Raw genomic sequence first — 20,032 nt, forward strand, 5'->3', positions numbered from 1 at the left:
GAAAGACATAGCCATACAATTGAAGTTTGAATAAAACAAGGAGGGCAAAGATTAACCTTTTTTTAACATTTTGCATCTTAACTTAAGAAAAGCCGCTTTGTTAGCGGCTTTTTTACTGGTTTTCATGAGGGGGAAGAAGCATTTGAAAAAGCGAAACGCGAAAACAAGCCGATTCTTGTCATTGATAGCATGTCTCTTTCTATTAAAGTAATCATTATATATTTATCTGCTTGCCAATTCCTTAATCATCAAACCCAATTCATAAATTCCCTTTTGAAGGTCTTCAAGAGATGCATAAGCATATGATAAGCGAATATAATTCCCTTTTTCTTGAGCATAGATACTGCCGAGATTGAGAAGTATCCCTTTTGTCAAAGCTTTTGTATAAAGTAATTTCATAGATAGTGAAGGCAATATTTTTACCCAGACAAAGAATCCTCCCTTCGGCATATTCCATATAGCGACATTCTTCAAATTGGTTTCTAAGAGACTCATGACCAATTGCCTTCTCACCTTTAATTGACTTCTCACCTGTTCTAGATGTTGCTGGTATTCACCGGATGTAAACCACTCTGCCGCTACTCTCTGAGATAACGAACTGGAGCCGTAATCTGTTTGCATTTTTATGTCGGATAAACGTTCAATCACTGGTTCCGGACCGACGATCCATCCAATCCTCAAGCCCGGACTTAACGTTTTCGATAAACTGCCTATGTAAAGCACATGCCCATTTTTATCTATTGTTTTAATAGGATCTGGAGGAATCTCATCTATCCATAACTCACGATAAATGTCATCTTCAATAATGGGAAGCTGTGCATTCTCACTTGCCGCAAGGATTTCTTCCCGTCTCTTTTTTGACATTAAAATACCTGTCGGATTATGAAAACAAGGATTTGTATATAAGATAGCCCTCCCCCGTTCCCCCCTTGCCATGTGGATCTGTCTCGGCAAAAGCCCATCGTTATCCATAGGAACTCCAGTCAGCTTCATACCGGCTGATTGAAATACGTGTAATGAATAAAGATAGGAAGGCTGATCGAGAAATACGGTCGATCCCCTTTGTAACAGCCCCATTGATATCAGCTGCAAGGCTTGCAGTGCGCCCGAAACAATAAGAATGGAAGAAGGAGACGCTTGAATGCCGATTGTTCTTAAATAGCCGCTTAATGCCTCTCTCAAAGGTAAATATCCTTTTGGTTCCTCATATCCGAATGCCTCTATGTTTTGAGATACCTTTCCCATGATCTCTTTCATAACAGCTAAAGGAAAAATCTCATGTGAAAGTTCTCCTTTACTGAGCTGTATAAGATCAGAATTTGATTCTGATTTATTGATCTCTTGAACGATTTTTTGGCTTGGCTGCTGGATTCCGGAGGTTACATACTGATCCCAATCGGGGGCGGAATTCTTAGCCAAAAGTGTCCATGTATTGTTCGTAACAACTGTCCCTTTGCCCATTCTGCCTTCGATTAATCCATCCGCCGTCAATTCCTCTAAAGCTGTAATGACTGTGCTCCTGTTCACCTCAAAGTGTTTAGCAAGCGTGCGCTGGCTTGGAATCTTACTTCCAATCGGCCATTCTCCATTTCCTATTTTCTCTTTTATAAATTGAATGATTTGTATGTACTTAGGAAGCTTTTTCATCTTTTTTTCTTCTGGAGCGCTCATAAAAAGGATCCTCCTTAAAGTGGTTGGGTCAAAATCTATTTAACTGGTTGAAGTCATATCATCAAATCTTTATTAATATAGAAACACATTAAATAACTGGTTGGTTTTTGTAAAGAGGAGTGAGAAAGATGAGAAAGAAAACAGTTCGAATCGGTATATCTTACAGTCTGATGATTGGGTTGTGGGCATCAGCTTTCCCGGGAATTCGAGCGGGTTTGGAGAGTTACACGCCGGAACACCTCGCTTTGTTTCGCTTGTTGATTGGGTCAATGGCACTGTTGGTTTTTGCTGTTTTGACTCATATGCGTTTACCTGACATGAAGGATATCCCTGCTATTTTATCGTTAGGATTTTTAGGTTTTGCACTATATCACATTTTGCTGAATATCGGAGAAAAAACAGTCAGCGCAGGGACAGCAAGCTTACTCGTGACCATGACACCTATTTTTTCTGCAATGTTATCCCGTCTGTTTTTTGGTGAACATTTTGGGCTTTATAAATGGATTGGCTCTATCATAAGTTTATTGGGTGTGTCGATCATTTCATTTGGGGCAGGAAACTATACAAATTCAGTGAACGGCATTTTGTTAATCCTGCTGGCAGCTTTTTCGGAGAGTATTTATTTCGTTTTTCAAGCTCGCTATATAAAAAAATATGGATTTATTCCATTCGTTACATTCACTATTTGGGGCGGGACAGTACCTATGCTTGTGTTTCTGCCTGGCTTAGGGGAAGAGTTTTTGAACGCTTCAATGAACTCAACATTGTCTATCGTTTACTTAGGTTTATTACCAACGGTTGTGCCTTACTTTGCACTTGCGTATGTAACTTCACTCGTCGGTGCTTCAGAAGCAACCATTTCACTTTATTTAACACCAGCCGTAGCCTTGGCCATTTCTTGGGTGTGGTTAGGTGAGGTGCCTGCGTTTATTGCACTGACAGGCGGGATGGTTACAGTCGGCGGAGTGTGTTTCACCTATCTAACAGTAAATAAAACGATAAAGATTTTAAATCCTTATTTCTTATCTAAAAAGCAATAAGGTGGATGAAGTTTAATCCTGAAAATAGAGTCATAAGCCGTTCTCCTTTTTAATGACTTGGGTGTGGTTCACAAAGTTGAGTGTATGAATTTTTTTAGAGGATTGTGGTATGTTAAACATACAAATATTAATAGAAAGCAGGTGAGCCCATGCCAAACAATAGCAAACCCAACAGTTTAATCACGGAGAAGTCCCCCTATCTGCTCCAACACGCCCACAACCCCGTAAACTGGCATCCTTGGGGAAAAGAAGCCTTCGAAAAAGCAAAACGCGAAAACAAGCCGGTTCTTGTCAGCATCGGCTATTCGACGTGTCACTGGTGCCACGTAATGGCCCACGAGTCCTTTGAGGACGAAGAGATCGCCGGTATATTAAACGATAAATTCATAGCCATCAAGGTTGATCGTGAGGAGCGGCCTGATGTGGATTCCGTGTATATGAGAATCTGCCAGCTGATGACGGGGCAGGGTGGGTGGCCGCTGAACGTGTTCGTCACACCAGATCAGAAGCCGTTTTATGCGGGGACATATTTTCCGAAGACGAGCAAATTTAACCGTCCGGGCTTTATCGATGTGCTTGAACATCTGTCCGAAACGTTTGCGAATGACCGGCAGCATGTCGAGGATATCGCCGAAAACGCCGCCGCTCATCTTGAAGTCAAGGTTCACCCGACCGAGGGCATGCTTGGCGAACAGGCTGTTCATGACACGTATCGCCAGCTGGCCGGCGGGTTTGATACAGTGTACGGCGGGTTCGGCCAGGCTCCAAAATTTCCGATGCCGCATATGCTCATGTTTCTGCTTCGCTACTACAGCTATACGGGCAAGGAACAGGCTTTGGCCGGCGTAACCAAGACACTCGACGGCATGGCGAACGGCGGGATTTTTGACCACATCGGGTTCGGCTTTGCCCGCTACTCGACTGATAATGAATGGCTCGTGCCGCATTTTGAGAAAATGCTGTATGACAACGCCCTTCTCCTGACCGCCTATACGGAAGCCTATCAAGTCACGGGTAATGAGCGCTACAAACAGATTGCGATGCAGATCGTAACGTTTATTCAGCGGGAAATGATGCATGAAGACGGCAGCTTTTTCTCAGCTTTAGACGCTGATACCGAAGGCCGTGAGGGGAAATATTACATATGGTCCAAAAAAGAAATTATGAACCTTCTCGGTGATGAACTCGGCCCGCTTTACTGCAAGGTGTATAACATCACAGATCAAGGCAATTTTGAAGGCGAAAACATCCCGCACCTCATTTTTACGCGGCGTGAGGCCATCCTCGAAGAGACCGGCCTCACCGGACATGAGCTGGCCGAACGCCTTGAAGAGGCAAGAACAAAATTGCTGGAGGCCCGTGAAAACAGAAGCTATCCGCATACAGATGACAAAGTGCTGACCTCATGGAACGCGCTCATGATTGCCGGGCTGGCAAAAGCCGCAAAGGTATTTCACGAGCCTGACTTTCTCAGCATGGCGGAAACAGCGATCCGCTTTCTCGAACGGCACCTCATGCCGGACGGGCGCGTCATGGTCCGCTATCGCGAGGGCGAAGTGAAAAACAAAGGGTTTATCGATGATTACGCTTTTCTCATCTGGGCTTACCTTGAACTGTATGAAGCGGGTTTTAATCCGTCTTATCTGCAGAAAGCGAAAACGTTATGTACAAGCATGCTGGAGCTGTTCTGGGATGAACGGCACGGAGGTTTCTTCTTTACGGGGAATGATGCTGAGACCCTTCTTGTCAGGGAAAAAGAGGTTTATGACGGAGCCGTGCCTTCCGGAAACAGCGCGGCTGCCGTACAGCTGCTTCGTCTCGGCCGCCTGACGGGTGATATATCACTGATTGAAAAAGCCGAAGCGATGTTTTCCGTGTTCAAACGGGAAATAGAGGCCTATCCGAGCAGCAACGCTTTCTTCATGCAAAGCGTACTGGCACATACAATGCCCCAAAAAGAAATCGTTGTTTTCGGAAGGAAAGATGACCCGGACAGAAAACGTTTCATTAAGGCGCTTCAGGAGCATTTCACTCCCGCCTATACGATTCTCGCCGCAGAACATCCGGAAGAGCTTGCCGGCATTTCTGAATTTGCCGCGGGTTATCAAATGATCGACGGGAAGACAACGGTCTACATTTGTGAGAATTTCGCCTGCCGGAGGCCGACGACGGATATTGATGAAGCGATGAACACCTTACAAATCAGCAGCAGAGCCTAGGCGGCCTGCTGCTTTTCTTTTTTCACAAAACGGAACGCGAGCCATACGAAGATGATATTGATCACCAGAGTCGATATGCAATCATATATTTCATAGCCGCCGGCTGCTGTTGTAAATATCGACGGAATGCCGCCGTACACCGAATGATCCTCTGTGAGAAAGATAAATAAAAACATATTATTGGCAGCGTGACCGCCAAGGGACATCTCCAGACTGCCCGTTTTAATCGTGATAAAGGTCCAGATCATGCCAATGGTGACATATCCGATTCCCGCCCAGAGAGCCCCATTATCCATCTCCGGATTCCCGAAATGAAGTGCGCCGAATAATCCGCCGATAATGACTGTCAGAACCACCGCATTTGCCGTCAATTTTCCGGCGAACTGAAGCAAAAAACCGCGAAAGAGAAATTCCTCCGCAGAAGTTTGAATCGGCACCAACAAGACAGCCGCCGCTAACAGCAGCAGAAAACGTGAAGCATGGAATTCCTGAAGCATGAAACGATCCGGATGAATTGTAAAATCAATCAGCCCCGCGATAAACATCAGCACAACATATGTGCCGAATCCAAAGAAAATTCTCTTCCAGTTCAGCGACTGATTCGGTGTGATGATGGATAAAAACCGCCGTTTCATAATGAAACGAACCGCTATCCAAATGCCCGGAATAGCTATGAAATAGACGATATGCTGTAAATAAATATCCGCCAGCGGGTCACTTAATGCCCCCTCATCCCAATTTATCGTCAGTGAAGGATTGAAAGCGGACGTGAGAAACATATAAAACACGGTCAGTATGCTTCCGAAAAAAAACAAACCCACAATGACCAACAGAGAAAGAATATATCTCGATACACTATTTTTTCCCTCTGCGGGCCGTACAAACGTATTCATATTTATGCATCAACTTCCTTTCCTTCAACATTTTACAATATAAACAGAAACAGATATAGGAAATGTTATATATTTTAAGAAGAAAGCGCTATGCCGTTTCCTTTGGCTCTGGTTATTTACACTCTGTTTTTGCCAAAAAAAGACCTTTATAATGTATTCGTCAGATAAATTCACAGTATTTTCTGATTACAATTGCAAAGTCAGGGGGTTTTTTATGAAACATCAGACATTCTCAAATGTAGCGAACCGATTAGACCGTCTCCCCATTTCACGTGTGCACTATCAAGTATTAACCGCTCTCGGAATCATCTATTTTTTTGATCTCGCTGATCTGTTTACGCTCAGCAACGTGGCTCCGGCGCTGATTGAGCATTGGGGCGTGAAGCTGTCCACCATTGCCGACATCACGGCCGCATCCTTCCTGGGCATGTTTTTAGGCGCGTCCATCGGCGGAAGGCTGTCCGATCGGATCGGCAGGAAAAAAGCGCTGAATTGTTTTGTCCTTGTCTTTTCGATCTCATCTTTTCTGAATGCGCTGGCATGGGACATTCCGTCCTTAATGATTTTCCGCTTCTTGACCGGGCTCGGCGTCGCGGCCGCCATGATTGTGACGAACAGCTATTTGGCGGAATTTTTTCCATCCTCCGTACGGGGAAAATACATCTCCCTTTGCGCCATGATCGGGCTAATCGGCGTTCCCGTTACAAACGTTGTTTCCGCTTTTGTCATTCCTTTAGGCTCATGGGGGTGGCGGCTCGTATTCGTATGGGGGGCGGCCGGACTCATTTATTTCTTTTTTATCCGCCGGCTTGAGGAATCGCCGCGCTGGCACGAAAATCGGGGCGCATATGATCAGGCAAACGCCATTATGAACCGTCTTGAAGCACGTGCAGAGAAAGAAAAAGGCCCGCTTCCCGCGCCAAAAGAGGCGGCAGAAGTACATACAGTGAAGCACGCAGGCTACTTAGGGCTGTTTCAGGGCAGGAATTTAAAGATCACCATCATCCTGTCAGCGGTATGGATTCTTGAAACCTTTGGCTTTTACGGCTTTGCTTCATGGGTGCCCAGCCTGCTAAAAAGCAACGGCATCACCATGGAAAAAACGCTGTGGTACAATGTACTTCACTCTGTCGGCGCGCCGCTTGGCGCATTGCTCGGTTCCATGATATCCGAAACGTTCCAAAGGAAATGGATTCTGGCCGCAAGCGCCTTTCTGACTGCCATTGCCGGACTGTTATACGGCATGACGTTTATTCCCGTCATGATTATTGTGTTTGGCTTTGTCGTTAACGTCACGGAACGGATCTTCACCTCAAATCTATACGCCTACACATCGGAACCGTATCCTACGGAATATCGCTCGGCAGGGAGCGGGCTGGCGTACGGGCTCGGCCGTTTTTCCAATATATTCGGCTCCCTGCTCGTCGGATTTATTGCCGTTAAGCTCGGCTACATCAGCGTCTTTTTGTTCATCGGCGGCTGCTGGCTTCTGTGTTCCGTTTTGTTAATCCTCTTCGGCCCGAAAACAAATGCACAGCAAATTTAATCAAAAAAACAGTGCGGAATCACTCCGCACTGTTACACTGTGATTTCTATCAAATTGCCTTCCCCATCCTCTATCACGCTCTCATAATATCCGTCACCCGTCACGCGCGGGCCGCTTACAACCTGAAATCCATCATTTTTAAACGTTTCCGTCAATTCATTCACCCGCTCCTTGCTGCCTGTAGAAAATGCGAGATGCGCCCATCCGGTCATATTCTGTGACGGAACTTCATCAATGCCGCCTTTTTTCATAAGTTCCAGCCTGCATCCAGAGTCAAATGAAAGAAAATACGATTTGAAATCTTTTTTCTCATTATGATAAAGGTCATTGGCCTTGGCGCCGAAGTATTTCTCATAAAATTTTTTCATCCGCTCCAAATCTTTCACCCATATCGCTGCATGTTCAATTCGCATATGTCCGCCTCCCTTTTTTTCTCAATCTATTTATAAAGCTTGAAACCCATTTCAGCTCAAGACTTTTTCCGCTGAAATTGATGCATAATTTGTTTTTTAGCCGTTTCTTCGTGAAAAAACAATAAAAATGCTTCCTTTCCGACCCGTTCCAAATGAAGTTCCAGGGATGGAATATTCAATGCCCGGCTGACGCTCAGATTTCCCTCGCCGATGATCTCCGCGTCCCATTTCTGTTCTTTCGCAAACTGGTACAAGCCGGCAGCCACGTCATCACTGTGCGCATAGATGGCCGTCGGCGCCTTGTCGAAACCCCAGAAGTGCTCACCCGCACGCTTTCCGTCGTCCATATCATGGCATCCGACCAGAATGCGGGTTTCATCAAGAGAGCCGAAAACCGCCTTATATGCGGTTACCTTGTCGGCCGTACTCGGGCTTTTTTCCGCTTCCCGCACACATGTAAAAGCAATGTCTTGATGTCCGCGGTTTTTCAAATACAAAAAGCTTTCTCTGTATGCTGCTTGCCTGTCATTATAAGCGCAGGGAATCTCTTGATGCTGTGTATATTCACAAGCGACAATGGGACCGTATTCCAGGTAAGGCACAGCGGTTTCCCATTCATTCGCGCGGGACGTGACAATCAGTCCGTCAATCTTTTTCATTTTCAGCAGTTCGAAATAGGTCATCTCTATAGCGGGGTCATAGTTGGTGGGGAGAAGGGTTGTCACGTAATCATGGGCAAACGCTTCCTTCGTGATACCGTTTACAATTTTGTCAAAGCAGGGATGGTCGCTGTACGGCAAAATCACGCCGATTGTATTGGTCTTTCCGCGAATCAGATCAATGGCGGTTCGATTAGGGGTATAATCCAGCTCCTTCATCACTTGATTCACAAGACGCCTTTTCTCCTCAGATACGTACGGATGTCGGTTTAATACGCGTGATACGGTGGCCACCGACACATTCGCCAGTTTCGCAATCTCTTTTATATTTGCCATGTGCTCCTCCATTTTCGGTGATAAAAAAGCAGCAAGAGTGGATTTCTCTTACTGCTATCTCATCATAAATCCACTGTCATTTCAACAGGGCAATGGTCAGAACCCATGATATCGGCACAAATGGCCGCTTGCCTGATCCGCTGCTTCAGTCTGTCTGAAACAATGACGTAATCAAGCCGCCAGCCGATGTTTTTCTCACGTGCGTTCGTCCTGTAAGACCACCAGGAATACGCGCCTTCCTGGTCAGGATATAAATAGCGGAATGAGTCGGTAAATCCCGCGTTCAGCAGGGCGCTGAACGCTTCCCGCTCCTGCTCCGAGAAACCGGCGTTCTTCCGGTTGGCTTTCGGATTTTTTAAGTCTATCTCCCTGTGTGCGACATTCAGATCGCCGCATAAGATCACGGGCTTCTTCCGGTCAAGCTTCTGCAGATAATCCTTAAAATCGGCTTCCCATTGAAGACGGTAATCAATTCGCTCTAATCCGCGTTTGGCATTTGGCGTGTAACAGTTGACGACAAACACGTTCTCAAATTCAAGCGTGATCACCCGTCCTTCTTGATCATGGTCGTCAATCCCCAGTCCATAGAACACGTGCAGCGGCTTTTCTTTCGAAAAAACAGCCGTGCCTGAGTAGCCTTTTTTCACCGCATAGTTCCAATAGGCGTGATATCCTTCAGGCTGTAATGATACTTGTCCGTCCTGTACTTTTGTTTCTTGCAGACATAGAATATCCGCTGCCGTTTCCTGAACGTAAGTATTGATATCTATCTTTTTCATCACGGCACGCAAGCCGTTTACATTCCAAGAAATCAGTTTCATGTGATCCCTCCTGTCCGGCTCAGCCGGTATTCCAGTGTTTCAATTTTTCCGCCCTCTAATGCCAGCAGCTGCTTTTTCATTTCTAAACCGCCTCTGAATCCGGTCAGTTTCCCGTTTTTCCCGATGACGCGATGGCACGGAACCGTAATCAATACCGGATTTTTTCCAATCGCGGCGCCCACGGCTCTTACGGCTGCCGGTTTCTGAATCATTTCTGCTATATCCGAATAGGAGTATGTCTCGCCGTACGGTATGTCCATAAGCGCTTTCCATACAGCAAGCTGAAATTCTGTCCCGTAAAGATCCACCGGCACTGAAAAAGCTGATCTGCCATTGTCGATGTACTCGGACAGCTCTGCCGTGTAAGACGCCAGCTTTTCATCATCACGTGCCAATCGGTATTGCGGTATTGCTTTTTTTGCCCACTGCTCAAGCTCTTCAAAGCTTCCATGATTTGACCCTATAAAGCAAAGCCCCTTAGATGTGGCGGCTGTATACAGGCTCCAATCATTCCGTGTGAAGAGTGTCCAATAGATCATAGGCTCTTTACTCATATTGAACCTCCCTGTCCCATTTTGGCCGTTTTTCTGTATTCTGTGGGCGAACTCCCGGTTCCCTTTTTAAAAAGGGTCGCGAAATGCGCTGTGTTTGGAATTCCGACAGTCAGAGCGATCTCCATGACTGTCATATCAGTATGCTTTAAAAGGTGTTCCGCCTTCGACAATCTTATTTTCTGTATATACGCAATCGGGGACATTCCCCTGATTTTTTTAAATGTCCGCTGTAAATGATAGGGGCTGCCGTGACACATTTCGGCCAGTACACTCAGAGTCAGAGATTCGTAATAATGGCGTTCAATGTATTCAATGATTTGAGCAATCCATTCTTCATCAGGAAGACGAAGACCGTTCGGCCGGCACCTTTTACAGGGACGAAAATGTCTCTCGAGCGCTGCATCAGCCGTATCAAACACCAGCACGTTTTCTTTATTCGGAACTCTCGATTTACAAGAAGGCCGGCAGAAAATCCCCGTCGTTTTTACTGCATAATAAAATACTCCGTCATAAGAAGCATCATTGCGTATGATTGCGCTCCACTTTTCATCAGTCAGGATATTTCTGTCTGTCTCCATCTCAGCCACCCCCTGTTTTTCAGTATAAACAAATTCATTGCATAAGTACGCGTTTTTGAATAGAGGAGCAAGATAACAAAGATAGGTGTCAGGAGCACTTCCATGTTTCATGTGAAACATTTCGGCAGGATGGAGGGGGACTGATATAAAAAAAGAGCAGGAGCCCGCAGGCTCTTGCTCTTTTTTCGGCTTACTCGCCAGTTACGTATGGAAGTAAAGCCATTTGACGTGCGCGTTTGATCGCGATAGTCAATTTACGTTGGTATTTCGCGTTTGTTCCAGTTACACGGCGAGGTAAGATTTTACCACGCTCAGAAACAAACTTTCTAAGAAGATCTACATCTTTGTAATCGATGTGCGTAATGCCGTTAGAAGTGAAGTAACAAACCTTACGGCGTTTCGCACGACCGCCTCTGCGTCCTCCTGCCATTGTCATTTCCCACCTTTCTCGTTATGAATATAGCGATAATCTATTAGAACGGAAGATCATCATCCGAGATGTCAATCGGCTTGCCGTCGTTGGCAAATGGATCATCATTAAAGCTGTTCCCTTGATTTCGTCTCTGGTTGTTCTGATTTCCGCCGAACGGATTATCATTTTGGCCTCCGCCAAAGTATTGGCCTCCGCCGCTGTTTCCTTCGTTGTATCCGCCTGATCCAGAACCGCCGCTGTTTTTAGGCTCAAGAAATTGAACACTTTCAGCTTGGACTTCTGTCACGAAGACACGCTGTCCCTGCTGGTTTTCATAATTTCTTGTCTGGAGTCGGCCGTCTACGCCGGCAAGGCTTCCTTTTTTAAGAAAGTTTGCAACGTTTTCGGCTTGTCTTCTCCAAGTGACACAATTAATGAAATCGGCTTCACGTTCTCCGGACTGGTTCGTGAATGTACGATTCACAGCAAGAGTAAACGTGGCGACAGCCGCACCGCTTGGCGTATAACGAAGCTCTGGGTCTTTTGTCAGTCTTCCGACTAATACAACTCGGTTAAGCATATGAAAGACCACCTTTTAACATTATATATTTCAAATTGCTTATTCTTCTTCTTTAACAACGATGTGGCGAATGATATCGTCACTGATCTTAGCTAAACGGTCGAATTCAGCAACCGCTGCAGCTTCAGACTGAACGTTTAAGATTTGGTAGAAACCGTCACGGAAATCATTGATTTCGTAAGCAAGACGACGTTTACCCCAATCTTTTGTTCCAGTGATCTCCGCTCCGTTAGAAGTCAATACGTTGTTGAAACGCTCGATAACTGCCTTCTTTGACTCTTCGTCAATGTTCGGACGGATAATGTACATAACTTCGTACTTTTTCATCTGTTTGCACCTCCTTTTGGTCTAAGCGGCCCTATAATGGGCAAGGAGCAATAATTCTATTACTCACAAGTTTATATTATACCAAAGCTCTTGTCCCTTTACAACTGTGTCCTATACATTAAATCGGAAATGAATGACATCTCCGTCTTGGACTACATATTCCTTACCTTCCAGACGCACTTTCCCGGCTTCTTTCGCTCCGGACATTCCGCCGCCTGCCAAAAGGTCTTCATAAGCAACCGTTTCAGCGCGGATAAAGCCGCGTTCAAAGTCAGTGTGGATGATACCCGCACACTCAGGAGCTTTCATGCCTTTTCTGAATGTCCATGCGCGCACTTCCTGTTCGCCCGCCGTAAAGTATGTCGCAAGACCGAGAAGAGAGTATGACGCTTTAATCAGCTGATCAAGACCTGACTCTTCGATGCCGAGCTCCTCAAGGAACATTTGCTTTTCTTCGCCTTCCAATTCAGCAATTTCAGACTCAATTTTCGCGCAGACGACGATAACCTCGGCGTTTTCACCCGCGGCGTACTCCCGGATTTTCGCAACATATTCATTATCTGAAGGATCAGCCACTTCATCCTCGCTTACATTTGCTACATAAAGCACGGGTTTTGACGTAAGCAAATGAAGCTGCTTCACAAGCTTTTGCTGTTCTTCCGTAAATTCAACGGAACGGGCAGGCTTTTCTTGTTCGAAAGCTTCTTTTAATTTAGACAGAATGTCAAATTCAAAAACCGCTTCTTTGTCTTTTTGCTTAGCAAGCTTGCTTACACGCGTGATGCGTTTTTCGACTGTCTCCATGTCGGCAAGAATCAATTCAAGGTTGATCGTTTCAATATCGTCAATCGGATCGACTTTCCCTGACACGTGCGTAATATTGTCATCAGCGAATGCCCGTACAACGTGACAGATCGCATCTACCTGACGGATATGAGAAAGAAACTTATTTCCGAGTCCTTCACCTTTAGATGCGCCTTTTACGATCCCCGCGATATCAGTGAATTCAAACGCAGTCGGCACCGTTTTTTTCGGGTTCACCAATTCAGTCAGCTTTTGCAGACGTTCATCCGGCACTTCCACGATTCCCACGTTCGGATCAATTGTACAGAACGGGTAGTTGGCTGATTCGGCACCAGCCTGGGTAATTGCATTAAATAACGTCGATTTTCCGACATTCGGCAAACCGACAATTCCAGCAGTTAAAGCCATTCTTTCATCTCCTCTATATCAAACCATCATCGTATAAACGTATTGTAACCTAGAGCAATTATAAGGAGGTTCATAGGAAAAGACAAGCTGAGAAAAAAGCATTTCCCGCCCTCTCTCTCCTTAGATTATCCTTTTTTAACCGCTACCAGACAGTCAAAAAGCGTACTTCCCATTCCATTATCGGAATTTGAATCCTTTGTGAGCATGTTGACGGAGCCTCCGAATGCCGCCCACATGCCTTCATCTATATTCACCGTCTTCGGGTGAGCCTGCTTCATGATTTTCACCCTGCCGCGCAGACGGCCGCGGTCATTGTATACCTCTGCCGTATCTCCGTCTTGAAGTGAAAGCTCCTCGGCGATATCCGGCGACAGGTCCACCTGAATCTGCTGGAGCTTTTCAATAAACGGCACGTGCTGTGAATGATTGGAGCGCTGCGGGTGAATGGACAGCAGCGTATACGGGTATTTCCCGGCAAGCCCGGCGTCATGATAAACAGACTCCTCCGGCACCTCCAATTGAGGGAGGCCGCTGTATCCTTTCTCTTCTGCCAGTGACGAGACGAATTCAAATTTTCCGCTCGGGGTTAAAAATTGAAAATCACTCCACGGAACCTGTTTGACCGGAAGCGGCATATGTCCTTTTTCCTTTAATTGCTCAAGGGTGATTCCTTCTTTCTCCAAAGAAGAGAGCCCCATTTTCAAGAAATCTTCCGTACTGTAATCAAAGAGCTCCCCGAATCCGAGACGCTTTGCGAGTTCCGTCCAGATCCAGCAGTCTGATTTTGCCTCTCCCTGCGGTTCCGCAAGCTTCTTGCCATATTGAACATAGTGATGATACATGCTGGAATAAAAAATATCTTCCTCTTCGAAAACAACGGCCGTCGGCAGCACATAGTCACAGAGCTTCGCCGTATCGGTCATGACCGAATCAATGGCCACTGTGACCGGTGTTTTTTCAAACGCTTCCTTCACTTTTTTTGTATTCGGCACCTGTGTCAGCGGATTGCCGCACGTCACGATGATCATCTCAATCGGCGGATCGGCTGCATTCAGCGCCTCTTCAGCTTGAGTCATCATCGAAAACGTTCTCGAACTTTTCTTCAGATCAGGACGGGTGAGCTCGGCCTTTGCAAAGCTTTCACCGACTTGCACATTTCCGAAGTTTGCGCCGCCGCCTTTGATACCGACATTTCCGCTCGCCGCAGCTAAAGCGTCAATCCACCGTATCGTCCCGCCCCCGTTTTTATATCTCTGCATCCCAAGACCCATAAAAGTGGAGGCGGGACCGTCAGCATATAAATCAGCAAGATATTCAAGCACTTCTAAAGACGTTTCTGTTTTCTCAATGATCTCCTCAAAAGAAATCGTCTTCAGAAGCTTTTCTATTTCTTCAAAACCGACCGAATGCCTTTGAATGAAATCGGAATCGGTTCTGCCGGTTTGGCATAATAGTTTTAAAACACCCGCCGCAAGCCAGCCATCCATGCCGGGTTTGACGGATATATACCGATCGGCAAGCTTTGCAGTCGGGTTAAAAATAGGATCAATGACCGTCAGTGTCGCTCCTTTTTTCTTCACCTGCTGCAGATGATGATAGAGGTGCATATTCGTCCGGGACACGTTTCTGCCCCATACGATCACATGCTTGCTGTGATAAATATCAAGCGGTCCATGCCCGTAAGAACGCCCGAAATCCCAGCGCTGCGCTTCAATGCCGGAACCCCAGCAAATGCTGCCCGCAATCTCCGTTACACCGCCGTATCCATTGAAAAAACGCTGGTCGAGCGCCTTCAAAAGACCGTTATTGGCGTAATCATGACTGTGCAGCACTGCGGCAGTGCCCAACGTCTCCTTAATCACCGCCATTTTTTCAGCAATTTCATCTAACGCCTGCTCCCAGGAAATGCGGACAAATTCGCCGTCTTTCTTTTTTAAAGGAAAACGAAGCCGTTCCGGCGCATTCGTTTTCGTCTCCAGCATTCTGCCCCGGCCGCAAATTTTTCCTTCCGTAATGGGATGATTCGGGTCTCCGTCTACTTTCGTCACCTTTCCATCCTCAACTGTCACCAAAAAGCCGCAGCTGTCCCAGCAATTCAGCGGGCACGCTGACTGATGCACTTTGCTCATCTGGCCTCTTCCTCTCCTCTATATGAAAAAGCATGAGCGCCAGCCCTTATGATGTGGGCTCCTCATGCTTGACGAGTACTTTTTTCAGCTTTCTCTCAAAATCTCTTCTCGGAATCATGACACTGTGGGAACAACCCGTGCATTTGATCCGAATATCCATTCCCATCCGAATGATTTTCCACCTGTTTTCACCGCAAGGATGCGGTTTCTTCATTTCAACAATATCATTCAGGCCAAAGTCTTTATCCGCCAAGACCCTTCACCTCTCTCCATAGACTGCTTTATTTATTGTACAAAAAAAGACAGGATAAGAGCAACGGCCGCACTCAAAATGAGCATTATACTTTTTTCCATCTCCCTAAAATAGGGTAAAGAAGAAGACATACCAGCAAATAAAGACTTAAAAGCCCGTAAATGGGATATAAAATCGCGATCAAATCTGAAAAACCGATTGTCGTAAAAGGCACCATCACAGCTAAAAGAAGAGATACGAGCGTCCATCTCGGCAATTTCACAAATGCAAGCATGCGGCTGGACAGCCCGAACAGACCGGTCACGGTTGTCGTATAGATAGCTAAAAAAAGCACGGCGGCCATACAAAGAAATAACGGATAAGGAGCGCCTTCAAGAACGGCGAAAAGAGGAATCTCATATTGTGTAAGACTGCCTGAAAGCTGTACAAGCGTTTCATTGTAAACAAATGAAATCATACCGAAAATCAGCCCGCTTGCAACGCTTGCGATTTTCGCTTCTCCCAGTCCCTTCATATCTTTCCCGATTGAAGAAAGAACAGCGACAACAGAAAGGATGTTTAAGGACGTGAAGGTAATGCTTGCCGGCCAATTATACTGGCGGGTCAAATCTATCGTCCACGTGTAATGATGGGTTGTCTGAAAAAAGACCAATGCATATAACAGTCCCGCTACAAGAATCGGTATCAAAATACTATTCAGAGATAATATTCCTTTTATATCCCAAAAGAATAAACCGACGGTCACAATGCAAAGAAGAAAAATACCGATCCAAAACGGCAGCTTGTACATTTGCAGCGTCACACCGCCGCCGGCAATCATAACCATCGTCATTGAAAACAAATAAAACATAATAAGCACATCATAGACTTTAGCAAGAGCCGGCCCCATCAGATGTTCAAGCACAGGTAAAAAGTGCGTTGATTGAACCCGATAGCTGATCTTCAACACAATATAAGCCGAAATCGTAAACATGACTGTAAACAATACAATAGCCAGTCCGCTTTCGACACCGAAAAACTGCCATATTTCCTGCCCGCTTGCATACCCAGCCCCAATCTGGCTGCTTAATATGAGCAGCATCCACTTCATCCCGGCTCTCCACACCCTCATCACCTCATAAAATTTCTGATCATCTCCGCATATTGCTACTATATTGAGTGACAGCGGCAAACATTCATACAAATGGGACAAATATGGTATGATAACGACGATTAACTATTCAGAAAATTTTATTTATATAAGGAGCTCAAATCATGTACATCAGGCGTTTAACCGCAAGTGATACCCAGCCTTACTCCGATATCAGGCTCAAAGCTTTAAAAGATCACCCCGACGCATTTGCCGTCAGCTATGATGAGGAGAAAGAATGGCCGTCCGAAAAATTTAAAGCCAGGCTTGAAGCCGACAATGCCATCGTGCTTGGCGCCTTTGAAAAAGACAGACTGATAGGAATCCTCAAGATCTCCAAGCATCCGCTGTTTAAACTAAGACACATTGCGGTTATCGGTTCTATGTATATTTCCCCCAAACACCGAGGGTCAGGCGCGGGAAAAGCTTTAATGACGGAAGCCATCAGCCGTGCAAAAAAGATGAAGGACACAGAACAGCTCCATCTCTCTGTTACCTCAACAAATGAACCCGCAAAAAAACTCTACGCCCAGTTAGGATTTATTCTCTTCTCTACAGAAAAAAGAGCGCTGAAATTAGATCATCAGCGATATGTTGATGTAGATCAAATGGTCTTATTTCTTTCATGAACTTAGAGAACAATCGCTCTGGGTTCTTTTTTCTATCCCGCTCTTTTCAAACAACCGGCATGCTGATCATGACATAAGCATAAAAAAAGGCAGCGCTGGATATACTGTAAACAACCATACAACACCAAAAACAACAATGTATTACTCGTATGACATGACAAGGAAGTGAACCTTATGAATCGAAAAGGCGGGCTTTTTTCTCAAGAACGGGCAAAACAATATGTATCTCATACGGATTCTTCTGCTGCGAATCAAATACAAGCGATCCTTACTTCATCTTTACGTAAAGCAGCCGGCAGACCGTTAGTCACCGTGTGTATCGGTACAGATCGGTCGACCGGAGATTCATTAGGTCCGCTCGTAGGAACAAAGTTAGAAAAAATGAATTTAGGCAGATTGCACGTTTACGGCACGCTGTCAGATCCTGTTCACGCCGTCAATATGAAAGACAAGCTGAAAGATATTCAACATCTACATAAAAATCCGTTTATTATAGCGGTTGATGCTTGTTTAGGCCGCGTCAAAAGCGTAGGGTCATTTCAAATCGGCGATGGGCCGCTGAAGCCCGGAGCAGGTGTTCAAAAAGATCTTCCTGAAATCGGTGACGTCCATATCAATGGAATCGTCAATGTCAGCGGGTTTATGGAGTATTTTGTCCTGCAGAATACGAGGCTTCATCTTGTTATGAGCATGGCAAATGTTTTAGCAGAGGGGTTACAGCTGACAGATAAATCAGAAGGCCGGCAGGAACGGCTCAGTCCATTTCATAAGCTGACAAGACGTATATAAAAAACCATCTTTTTTTAAAAAGATGGTTTTTACGCTTCTCTTTCAGACAATAGTTCCAGGATACGTTCAAGATCTTCATTTGAGAAAAACTCAATCTCAATCTTCCCTTTTTTCTTTTGTCTCTTAATATTTACTGTTGTTCCGAAATAATTTTGCAAATACGATTCCCGCTCTTTTAACACAACATCTTGAACAGGTTCTTTTTTCTTTGTTTCACGTGGAACATTGTTGTTTAACTGCTGAATCAGCTGCTCAAGCTGACGGACGTTCAGCTGTTCTTCAACCACTTTCTTCACAAGCGGTTCAAGCTTGTTTTTATTTTTCAAACCAAGCAAGGTTCTGCCGTGTCCCATGGATAACGTACCTTCTGCAATGAGGTTCTGGATGCTTTCCGGCAGCGTCAGCAGTCTTAAATGGTTGGCAATATGAGGCCTGCTTTTCCCGAGCCGTTTAGCGAGCTGTTCCTGGGTTAAATCCAAATGCTTCAGCAGTGAGTCATATGCCAGAGCTTCTTCAAGCGGTGATAAGTCTTCACGCTGAAGGTTTTCCAAAAGAGCGATTTCCCGCATCAGCGATTCAGATAATTCCCGCACGATGGCCGGCACTGTCTCTTTACCGGCAAGTTTTGCGGCGCGGTAACGGCGTTCGCCGGCTACAATATCATAGCCCTTCAATGATTTTCTCACGATAATGGGCTGAAGAATGCCATGCTGAATGATGGATTCCTTCAGTTCAGCTAATGACTCATCGTCAAATTGTTTTCTTGGCTGATAAGGATTGGGACGTAAATCACTGATTTTAATCTCTTCCACTGTCTCTTCAGACAAATCAACCTGATTAAACAACGCGTTAATCCCTTTTCCGAGCCCGCCTTTAGCCATTCGCTGCCACTTCCTTTGCTAAATCTAAATATACTTCCGCACCTCTCGAACGCGGATCGTATAATATGATCGGCTTGCCGTGACTCGGCGCCTCACTTAAACGGACATTTCGAGGAATAATGGTTTGATACACTTTATCTCTAAAGTATTTCTTTACCTCTTCTATCACTTGAATGCCGAGATTCGTTCTGGCATCAAGCATCGTCAGAAGCACTCCTTCTATCATTAAGTCGGTATTTAAATGTTTTTGCACAAGCCGAACTGTATTTAATAATTGACTCAATCCTTCAAGAGCGTAGTATTCGCACTGAACCGGGATAACGACTGAATCTGAAGCGGTAAGCGCATTAATCGTTAATAACCCGAGAGACGGAGGACAATCAATAATCATGTAATCGTAATTTTGTTTCACTGATTCTAATGCTCTTTTCAGCCTGACCTCCCGTGAGATCGTCGGAACCAATTCGATTTCCGCTCCCGCAAGCTGGATCGTGGCCGGAATGACATCTAAGTTCTCTACTGAAGTCGGTTTAATAATATCTGTAACATCTGCATCATCTACTAAAATGTCGTACACACAATGATCCACATCGGCTTTTTCAATCCCTAATCCGCTCGTTGCATTGCCCTGCGGATCAATATCAACAAGAAGAACCCTTTTACCTATGTAAGCCAAGCAAGCCCCCAGATTAACAGAAGTCGTCGTCTTCCCGACTCCGCCTTTTTGGTTCGTAATTGCTATGATTTTTCCCACGATGTCACCTACCTTCACATGAACATGTACTGTCTTGTTTCTATCTTATCAAAAAAAGAGTAAAGCGTTTTATTTTTTTCATAATTTGTTTATCAGCAAGTGAAAAAAATGTAAACGAAAAAGACACTTTCTAATATAAGTTCTCCGATGAAGCGACTTTTTTGACTGTAAAAAGACAATTCACGACACAAAAAGATAAAATTTTAC

Annotated in this window: 21 protein-coding genes; 5 read left to right on the top strand and 16 right to left on the bottom strand. The window is 45.2% G+C overall.

The features are described 5' to 3' along the window. Window positions 1–222 precede the first annotated feature (222 nt). Window positions 223–1,671: a PLP-dependent aminotransferase family protein gene (locus tag NYE68_RS21510; protein ID WP_053573845.1), complete on the bottom strand. Its 1,449-nt coding sequence runs from the start codon at window positions 1,669–1,671 to the stop codon at window positions 223–225. Window positions 1,672–1,799: 128 nt separating this feature from the next. On the opposite strand from NYE68_RS21510, the gene NYE68_RS21515 reads away from it, so the two are divergent. Both NYE68_RS21515 and NYE68_RS21520 read left to right on the top strand, forming a co-directional pair. After that, on the top strand, window positions 1,800–2,711 hold the full coding sequence (locus NYE68_RS21515; RefSeq protein ID WP_324636188.1) for an EamA family transporter: 912 nt from the start codon (window positions 1,800–1,802) through the stop codon (window positions 2,709–2,711). A gap of 149 nt (window positions 2,712–2,860) precedes the next feature. Further along, complete coding sequence (locus NYE68_RS21520; protein WP_342493993.1) at window positions 2,861–4,930, top strand: thioredoxin domain-containing protein; 2,070 nt, start codon at window positions 2,861–2,863, stop codon at window positions 4,928–4,930. Here the strand turns inward: NYE68_RS21520 and NYE68_RS21525 are convergent. Continuing rightward, entirely contained in the window at window positions 4,927–5,823 is an 897-nt protein-coding gene (locus NYE68_RS21525; protein ID WP_063093694.1) for a type II CAAX endopeptidase family protein, read from the bottom strand. The genes NYE68_RS21520 and NYE68_RS21525 overlap by 4 nt on opposite strands. 214 nt (window positions 5,824–6,037) lie before the next feature. On the opposite strand from NYE68_RS21525, the gene NYE68_RS21530 reads away from it, so the two are divergent. Then, entirely contained in the window at window positions 6,038–7,369 is a 1,332-nt protein-coding gene (locus NYE68_RS21530; protein WP_007615061.1) for an MFS transporter, read from the top strand. 32 nt (window positions 7,370–7,401) lie between these two features. Here the strand turns inward: NYE68_RS21530 and NYE68_RS21535 are convergent, their stop codons facing one another. From NYE68_RS21535 to NYE68_RS21590, 12 genes are all read right to left on the bottom strand, one after another. Further along, window positions 7,402–7,782 (bottom strand): VOC family protein, encoded by a 381-nt coding sequence (locus NYE68_RS21535; protein ID WP_012118934.1) that lies wholly within the window; start codon window positions 7,780–7,782, stop codon window positions 7,402–7,404. Between the two features lie 56 nt (window positions 7,783–7,838). Next, window positions 7,839–8,777, bottom strand: a complete 939-nt coding sequence (locus NYE68_RS21540) for a LacI family DNA-binding transcriptional regulator (protein WP_324636186.1) — start codon at window positions 8,775–8,777, stop codon at window positions 7,839–7,841. Between the two features lie 62 nt (window positions 8,778–8,839). Beyond that, window positions 8,840–9,598: an exodeoxyribonuclease III gene (gene xth, locus NYE68_RS21545; protein ID WP_324636185.1), complete on the bottom strand. Its 759-nt coding sequence runs from the start codon at window positions 9,596–9,598 to the stop codon at window positions 8,840–8,842. Beyond that, on the bottom strand, window positions 9,595–10,152 hold the full coding sequence (locus tag NYE68_RS21550) for a methylated-DNA--[protein]-cysteine S-methyltransferase (protein WP_061861751.1): 558 nt from the start codon (window positions 10,150–10,152) through the stop codon (window positions 9,595–9,597). Before NYE68_RS21550 ends, xth begins: the two co-directional genes overlap by 4 nt. After that, complete coding sequence (locus NYE68_RS21555) at window positions 10,149–10,730, bottom strand: bifunctional transcriptional activator/DNA repair enzyme AdaA (protein WP_061861752.1); 582 nt, start codon at window positions 10,728–10,730, stop codon at window positions 10,149–10,151. The genes NYE68_RS21550 and NYE68_RS21555 overlap by 4 nt, the downstream gene beginning before the upstream one ends. Window positions 10,731–10,920: 190 nt before the next feature. Beyond that, window positions 10,921–11,160, bottom strand: coding sequence for a 30S ribosomal protein S18 (gene rpsR / locus NYE68_RS21560; protein WP_004392983.1), 240 nt, complete (start codon window positions 11,158–11,160; stop codon window positions 10,921–10,923). Between the two features lie 43 nt (window positions 11,161–11,203). Next, the gene (gene ssbA / locus NYE68_RS21565; RefSeq protein ID WP_004392979.1) at window positions 11,204–11,722 is read right to left on the bottom strand and encodes a single-stranded DNA-binding protein SsbA; all 519 of its coding nucleotides are present in this window, start codon (window positions 11,720–11,722) and stop codon (window positions 11,204–11,206) included. A gap of 39 nt (window positions 11,723–11,761) precedes the next feature. Beyond that, window positions 11,762–12,049, bottom strand: coding sequence for a 30S ribosomal protein S6 (rpsF, locus tag NYE68_RS21570; protein WP_004392977.1), 288 nt, complete (start codon window positions 12,047–12,049; stop codon window positions 11,762–11,764). Between the two features lie 111 nt (window positions 12,050–12,160). Next, window positions 12,161–13,261, bottom strand: a complete 1,101-nt coding sequence (ychF, locus tag NYE68_RS21575) for a redox-regulated ATPase YchF (protein WP_004392975.1) — start codon at window positions 13,259–13,261, stop codon at window positions 12,161–12,163. Window positions 13,262–13,386: 125 nt separating this feature from the next. After that, complete coding sequence (locus NYE68_RS21580; RefSeq protein ID WP_324636184.1) at window positions 13,387–15,390, bottom strand: molybdopterin-dependent oxidoreductase; 2,004 nt, start codon at window positions 15,388–15,390, stop codon at window positions 13,387–13,389. Between the two features lie 46 nt (window positions 15,391–15,436). Continuing rightward, window positions 15,437–15,643 (bottom strand): DUF951 domain-containing protein, encoded by a 207-nt coding sequence (locus tag NYE68_RS21585; RefSeq protein WP_004392973.1) that lies wholly within the window; start codon window positions 15,641–15,643, stop codon window positions 15,437–15,439. A gap of 85 nt (window positions 15,644–15,728) precedes the next feature. Beyond that, entirely contained in the window at window positions 15,729–16,754 is a 1,026-nt protein-coding gene (locus tag NYE68_RS21590; RefSeq protein ID WP_088005468.1) for a hypothetical protein, read from the bottom strand. Between the two features lie 143 nt (window positions 16,755–16,897). Between NYE68_RS21590 and NYE68_RS21595 the strand changes: the two genes are divergently transcribed. Together NYE68_RS21595 and yyaC are read left to right on the top strand one after the other, a co-directional pair. Continuing rightward, window positions 16,898–17,401, top strand: a complete 504-nt coding sequence (locus NYE68_RS21595) for a GNAT family N-acetyltransferase (RefSeq protein WP_324636183.1) — start codon at window positions 16,898–16,900, stop codon at window positions 17,399–17,401. Between the two features lie 174 nt (window positions 17,402–17,575). Continuing rightward, the gene (gene yyaC, locus NYE68_RS21600) at window positions 17,576–18,190 is read left to right on the top strand and encodes a spore protease YyaC (RefSeq protein WP_004392969.1); all 615 of its coding nucleotides are present in this window, start codon (window positions 17,576–17,578) and stop codon (window positions 18,188–18,190) included. A gap of 29 nt (window positions 18,191–18,219) precedes the next feature. Here yyaC and NYE68_RS21605 read toward each other — a convergent pair whose 3' ends face one another. Together NYE68_RS21605 and soj are read right to left on the bottom strand one after the other, a co-directional pair. Continuing rightward, window positions 18,220–19,071, bottom strand: coding sequence for a ParB/RepB/Spo0J family partition protein (locus tag NYE68_RS21605; protein ID WP_039253100.1), 852 nt, complete (start codon window positions 19,069–19,071; stop codon window positions 18,220–18,222). Then, window positions 19,064–19,825 carry a sporulation initiation inhibitor protein Soj gene (gene soj, locus NYE68_RS21610; protein WP_007409899.1) on the bottom strand — a complete coding sequence of 254 codons (762 nt, stop codon included), beginning with the start codon at window positions 19,823–19,825 and terminating at the stop codon, window positions 19,064–19,066. The genes NYE68_RS21605 and soj overlap by 8 nt, the downstream gene beginning before the upstream one ends. Window positions 19,826–20,032: the final 207 nt, after the last annotated feature.

Source organism: Bacillus sp. FSL R5-0447 (assembly GCF_038606125.1).
In the GTDB taxonomy this organism is placed as follows: Bacteria; Bacillota; Bacilli; order Bacillales; family Bacillaceae; genus Bacillus; species Bacillus velezensis.

Coding starts and splice junctions, on each gene's coding strand:
- rpsR (WP_004392983.1), bottom strand. CDS start 11,160: ATGGCAGGAGGACGCAGAGGCGGTCGTGCGAAACGCCGTAAGGTTTGT.
- NYE68_RS21555 (WP_061861752.1), bottom strand. CDS start 10,730: ATGGAGACAGACAGAAATATCCTGACTGATGAAAAGTGGAGCGCAATC.
- ychF (WP_004392975.1), bottom strand. CDS start 13,261: ATGGCTTTAACTGCTGGAATTGTCGGTTTGCCGAATGTCGGAAAATCG.
- NYE68_RS21525 (WP_063093694.1), bottom strand. CDS start 5,823: ATGAATACGTTTGTACGGCCCGCAGAGGGAAAAAATAGTGTATCGAGA.
- NYE68_RS21520 (WP_342493993.1), top strand. CDS start 2,861: ATGCCAAACAATAGCAAACCCAACAGTTTAATCACGGAGAAGTCCCCC.
- NYE68_RS21530 (WP_007615061.1), top strand. CDS start 6,038: ATGAAACATCAGACATTCTCAAATGTAGCGAACCGATTAGACCGTCTC.
- rpsF (WP_004392977.1), bottom strand. CDS start 12,049: ATGAAAAAGTACGAAGTTATGTACATTATCCGTCCGAACATTGACGAA.
- NYE68_RS21580 (WP_324636184.1), bottom strand. CDS start 15,390: ATGAGCAAAGTGCATCAGTCAGCGTGCCCGCTGAATTGCTGGGACAGC.
- NYE68_RS21515 (WP_324636188.1), top strand. CDS start 1,800: ATGAGAAAGAAAACAGTTCGAATCGGTATATCTTACAGTCTGATGATT.
- NYE68_RS21540 (WP_324636186.1), bottom strand. CDS start 8,777: ATGGCAAATATAAAAGAGATTGCGAAACTGGCGAATGTGTCGGTGGCC.
- NYE68_RS21550 (WP_061861751.1), bottom strand. CDS start 10,152: ATGAGTAAAGAGCCTATGATCTATTGGACACTCTTCACACGGAATGAT.
- NYE68_RS21590 (WP_088005468.1), bottom strand. CDS start 16,754: ATGAGGGTGTGGAGAGCCGGGATGAAGTGGATGCTGCTCATATTAAGC.
- NYE68_RS21510 (WP_053573845.1), bottom strand. CDS start 1,671: ATGAGCGCTCCAGAAGAAAAAAAGATGAAAAAGCTTCCTAAGTACATA.
- yyaC (WP_004392969.1), top strand. CDS start 17,576: ATGAATCGAAAAGGCGGGCTTTTTTCTCAAGAACGGGCAAAACAATAT.
- ssbA (WP_004392979.1), bottom strand. CDS start 11,722: ATGCTTAACCGAGTTGTATTAGTCGGAAGACTGACAAAAGACCCAGAG.
- NYE68_RS21605 (WP_039253100.1), bottom strand. CDS start 19,071: ATGGCTAAAGGCGGGCTCGGAAAAGGGATTAACGCGTTGTTTAATCAG.
- NYE68_RS21535 (WP_012118934.1), bottom strand. CDS start 7,782: ATGCGAATTGAACATGCAGCGATATGGGTGAAAGATTTGGAGCGGATG.
- NYE68_RS21595 (WP_324636183.1), top strand. CDS start 16,898: ATGTACATCAGGCGTTTAACCGCAAGTGATACCCAGCCTTACTCCGAT.
- xth (WP_324636185.1), bottom strand. CDS start 9,598: ATGAAACTGATTTCTTGGAATGTAAACGGCTTGCGTGCCGTGATGAAA.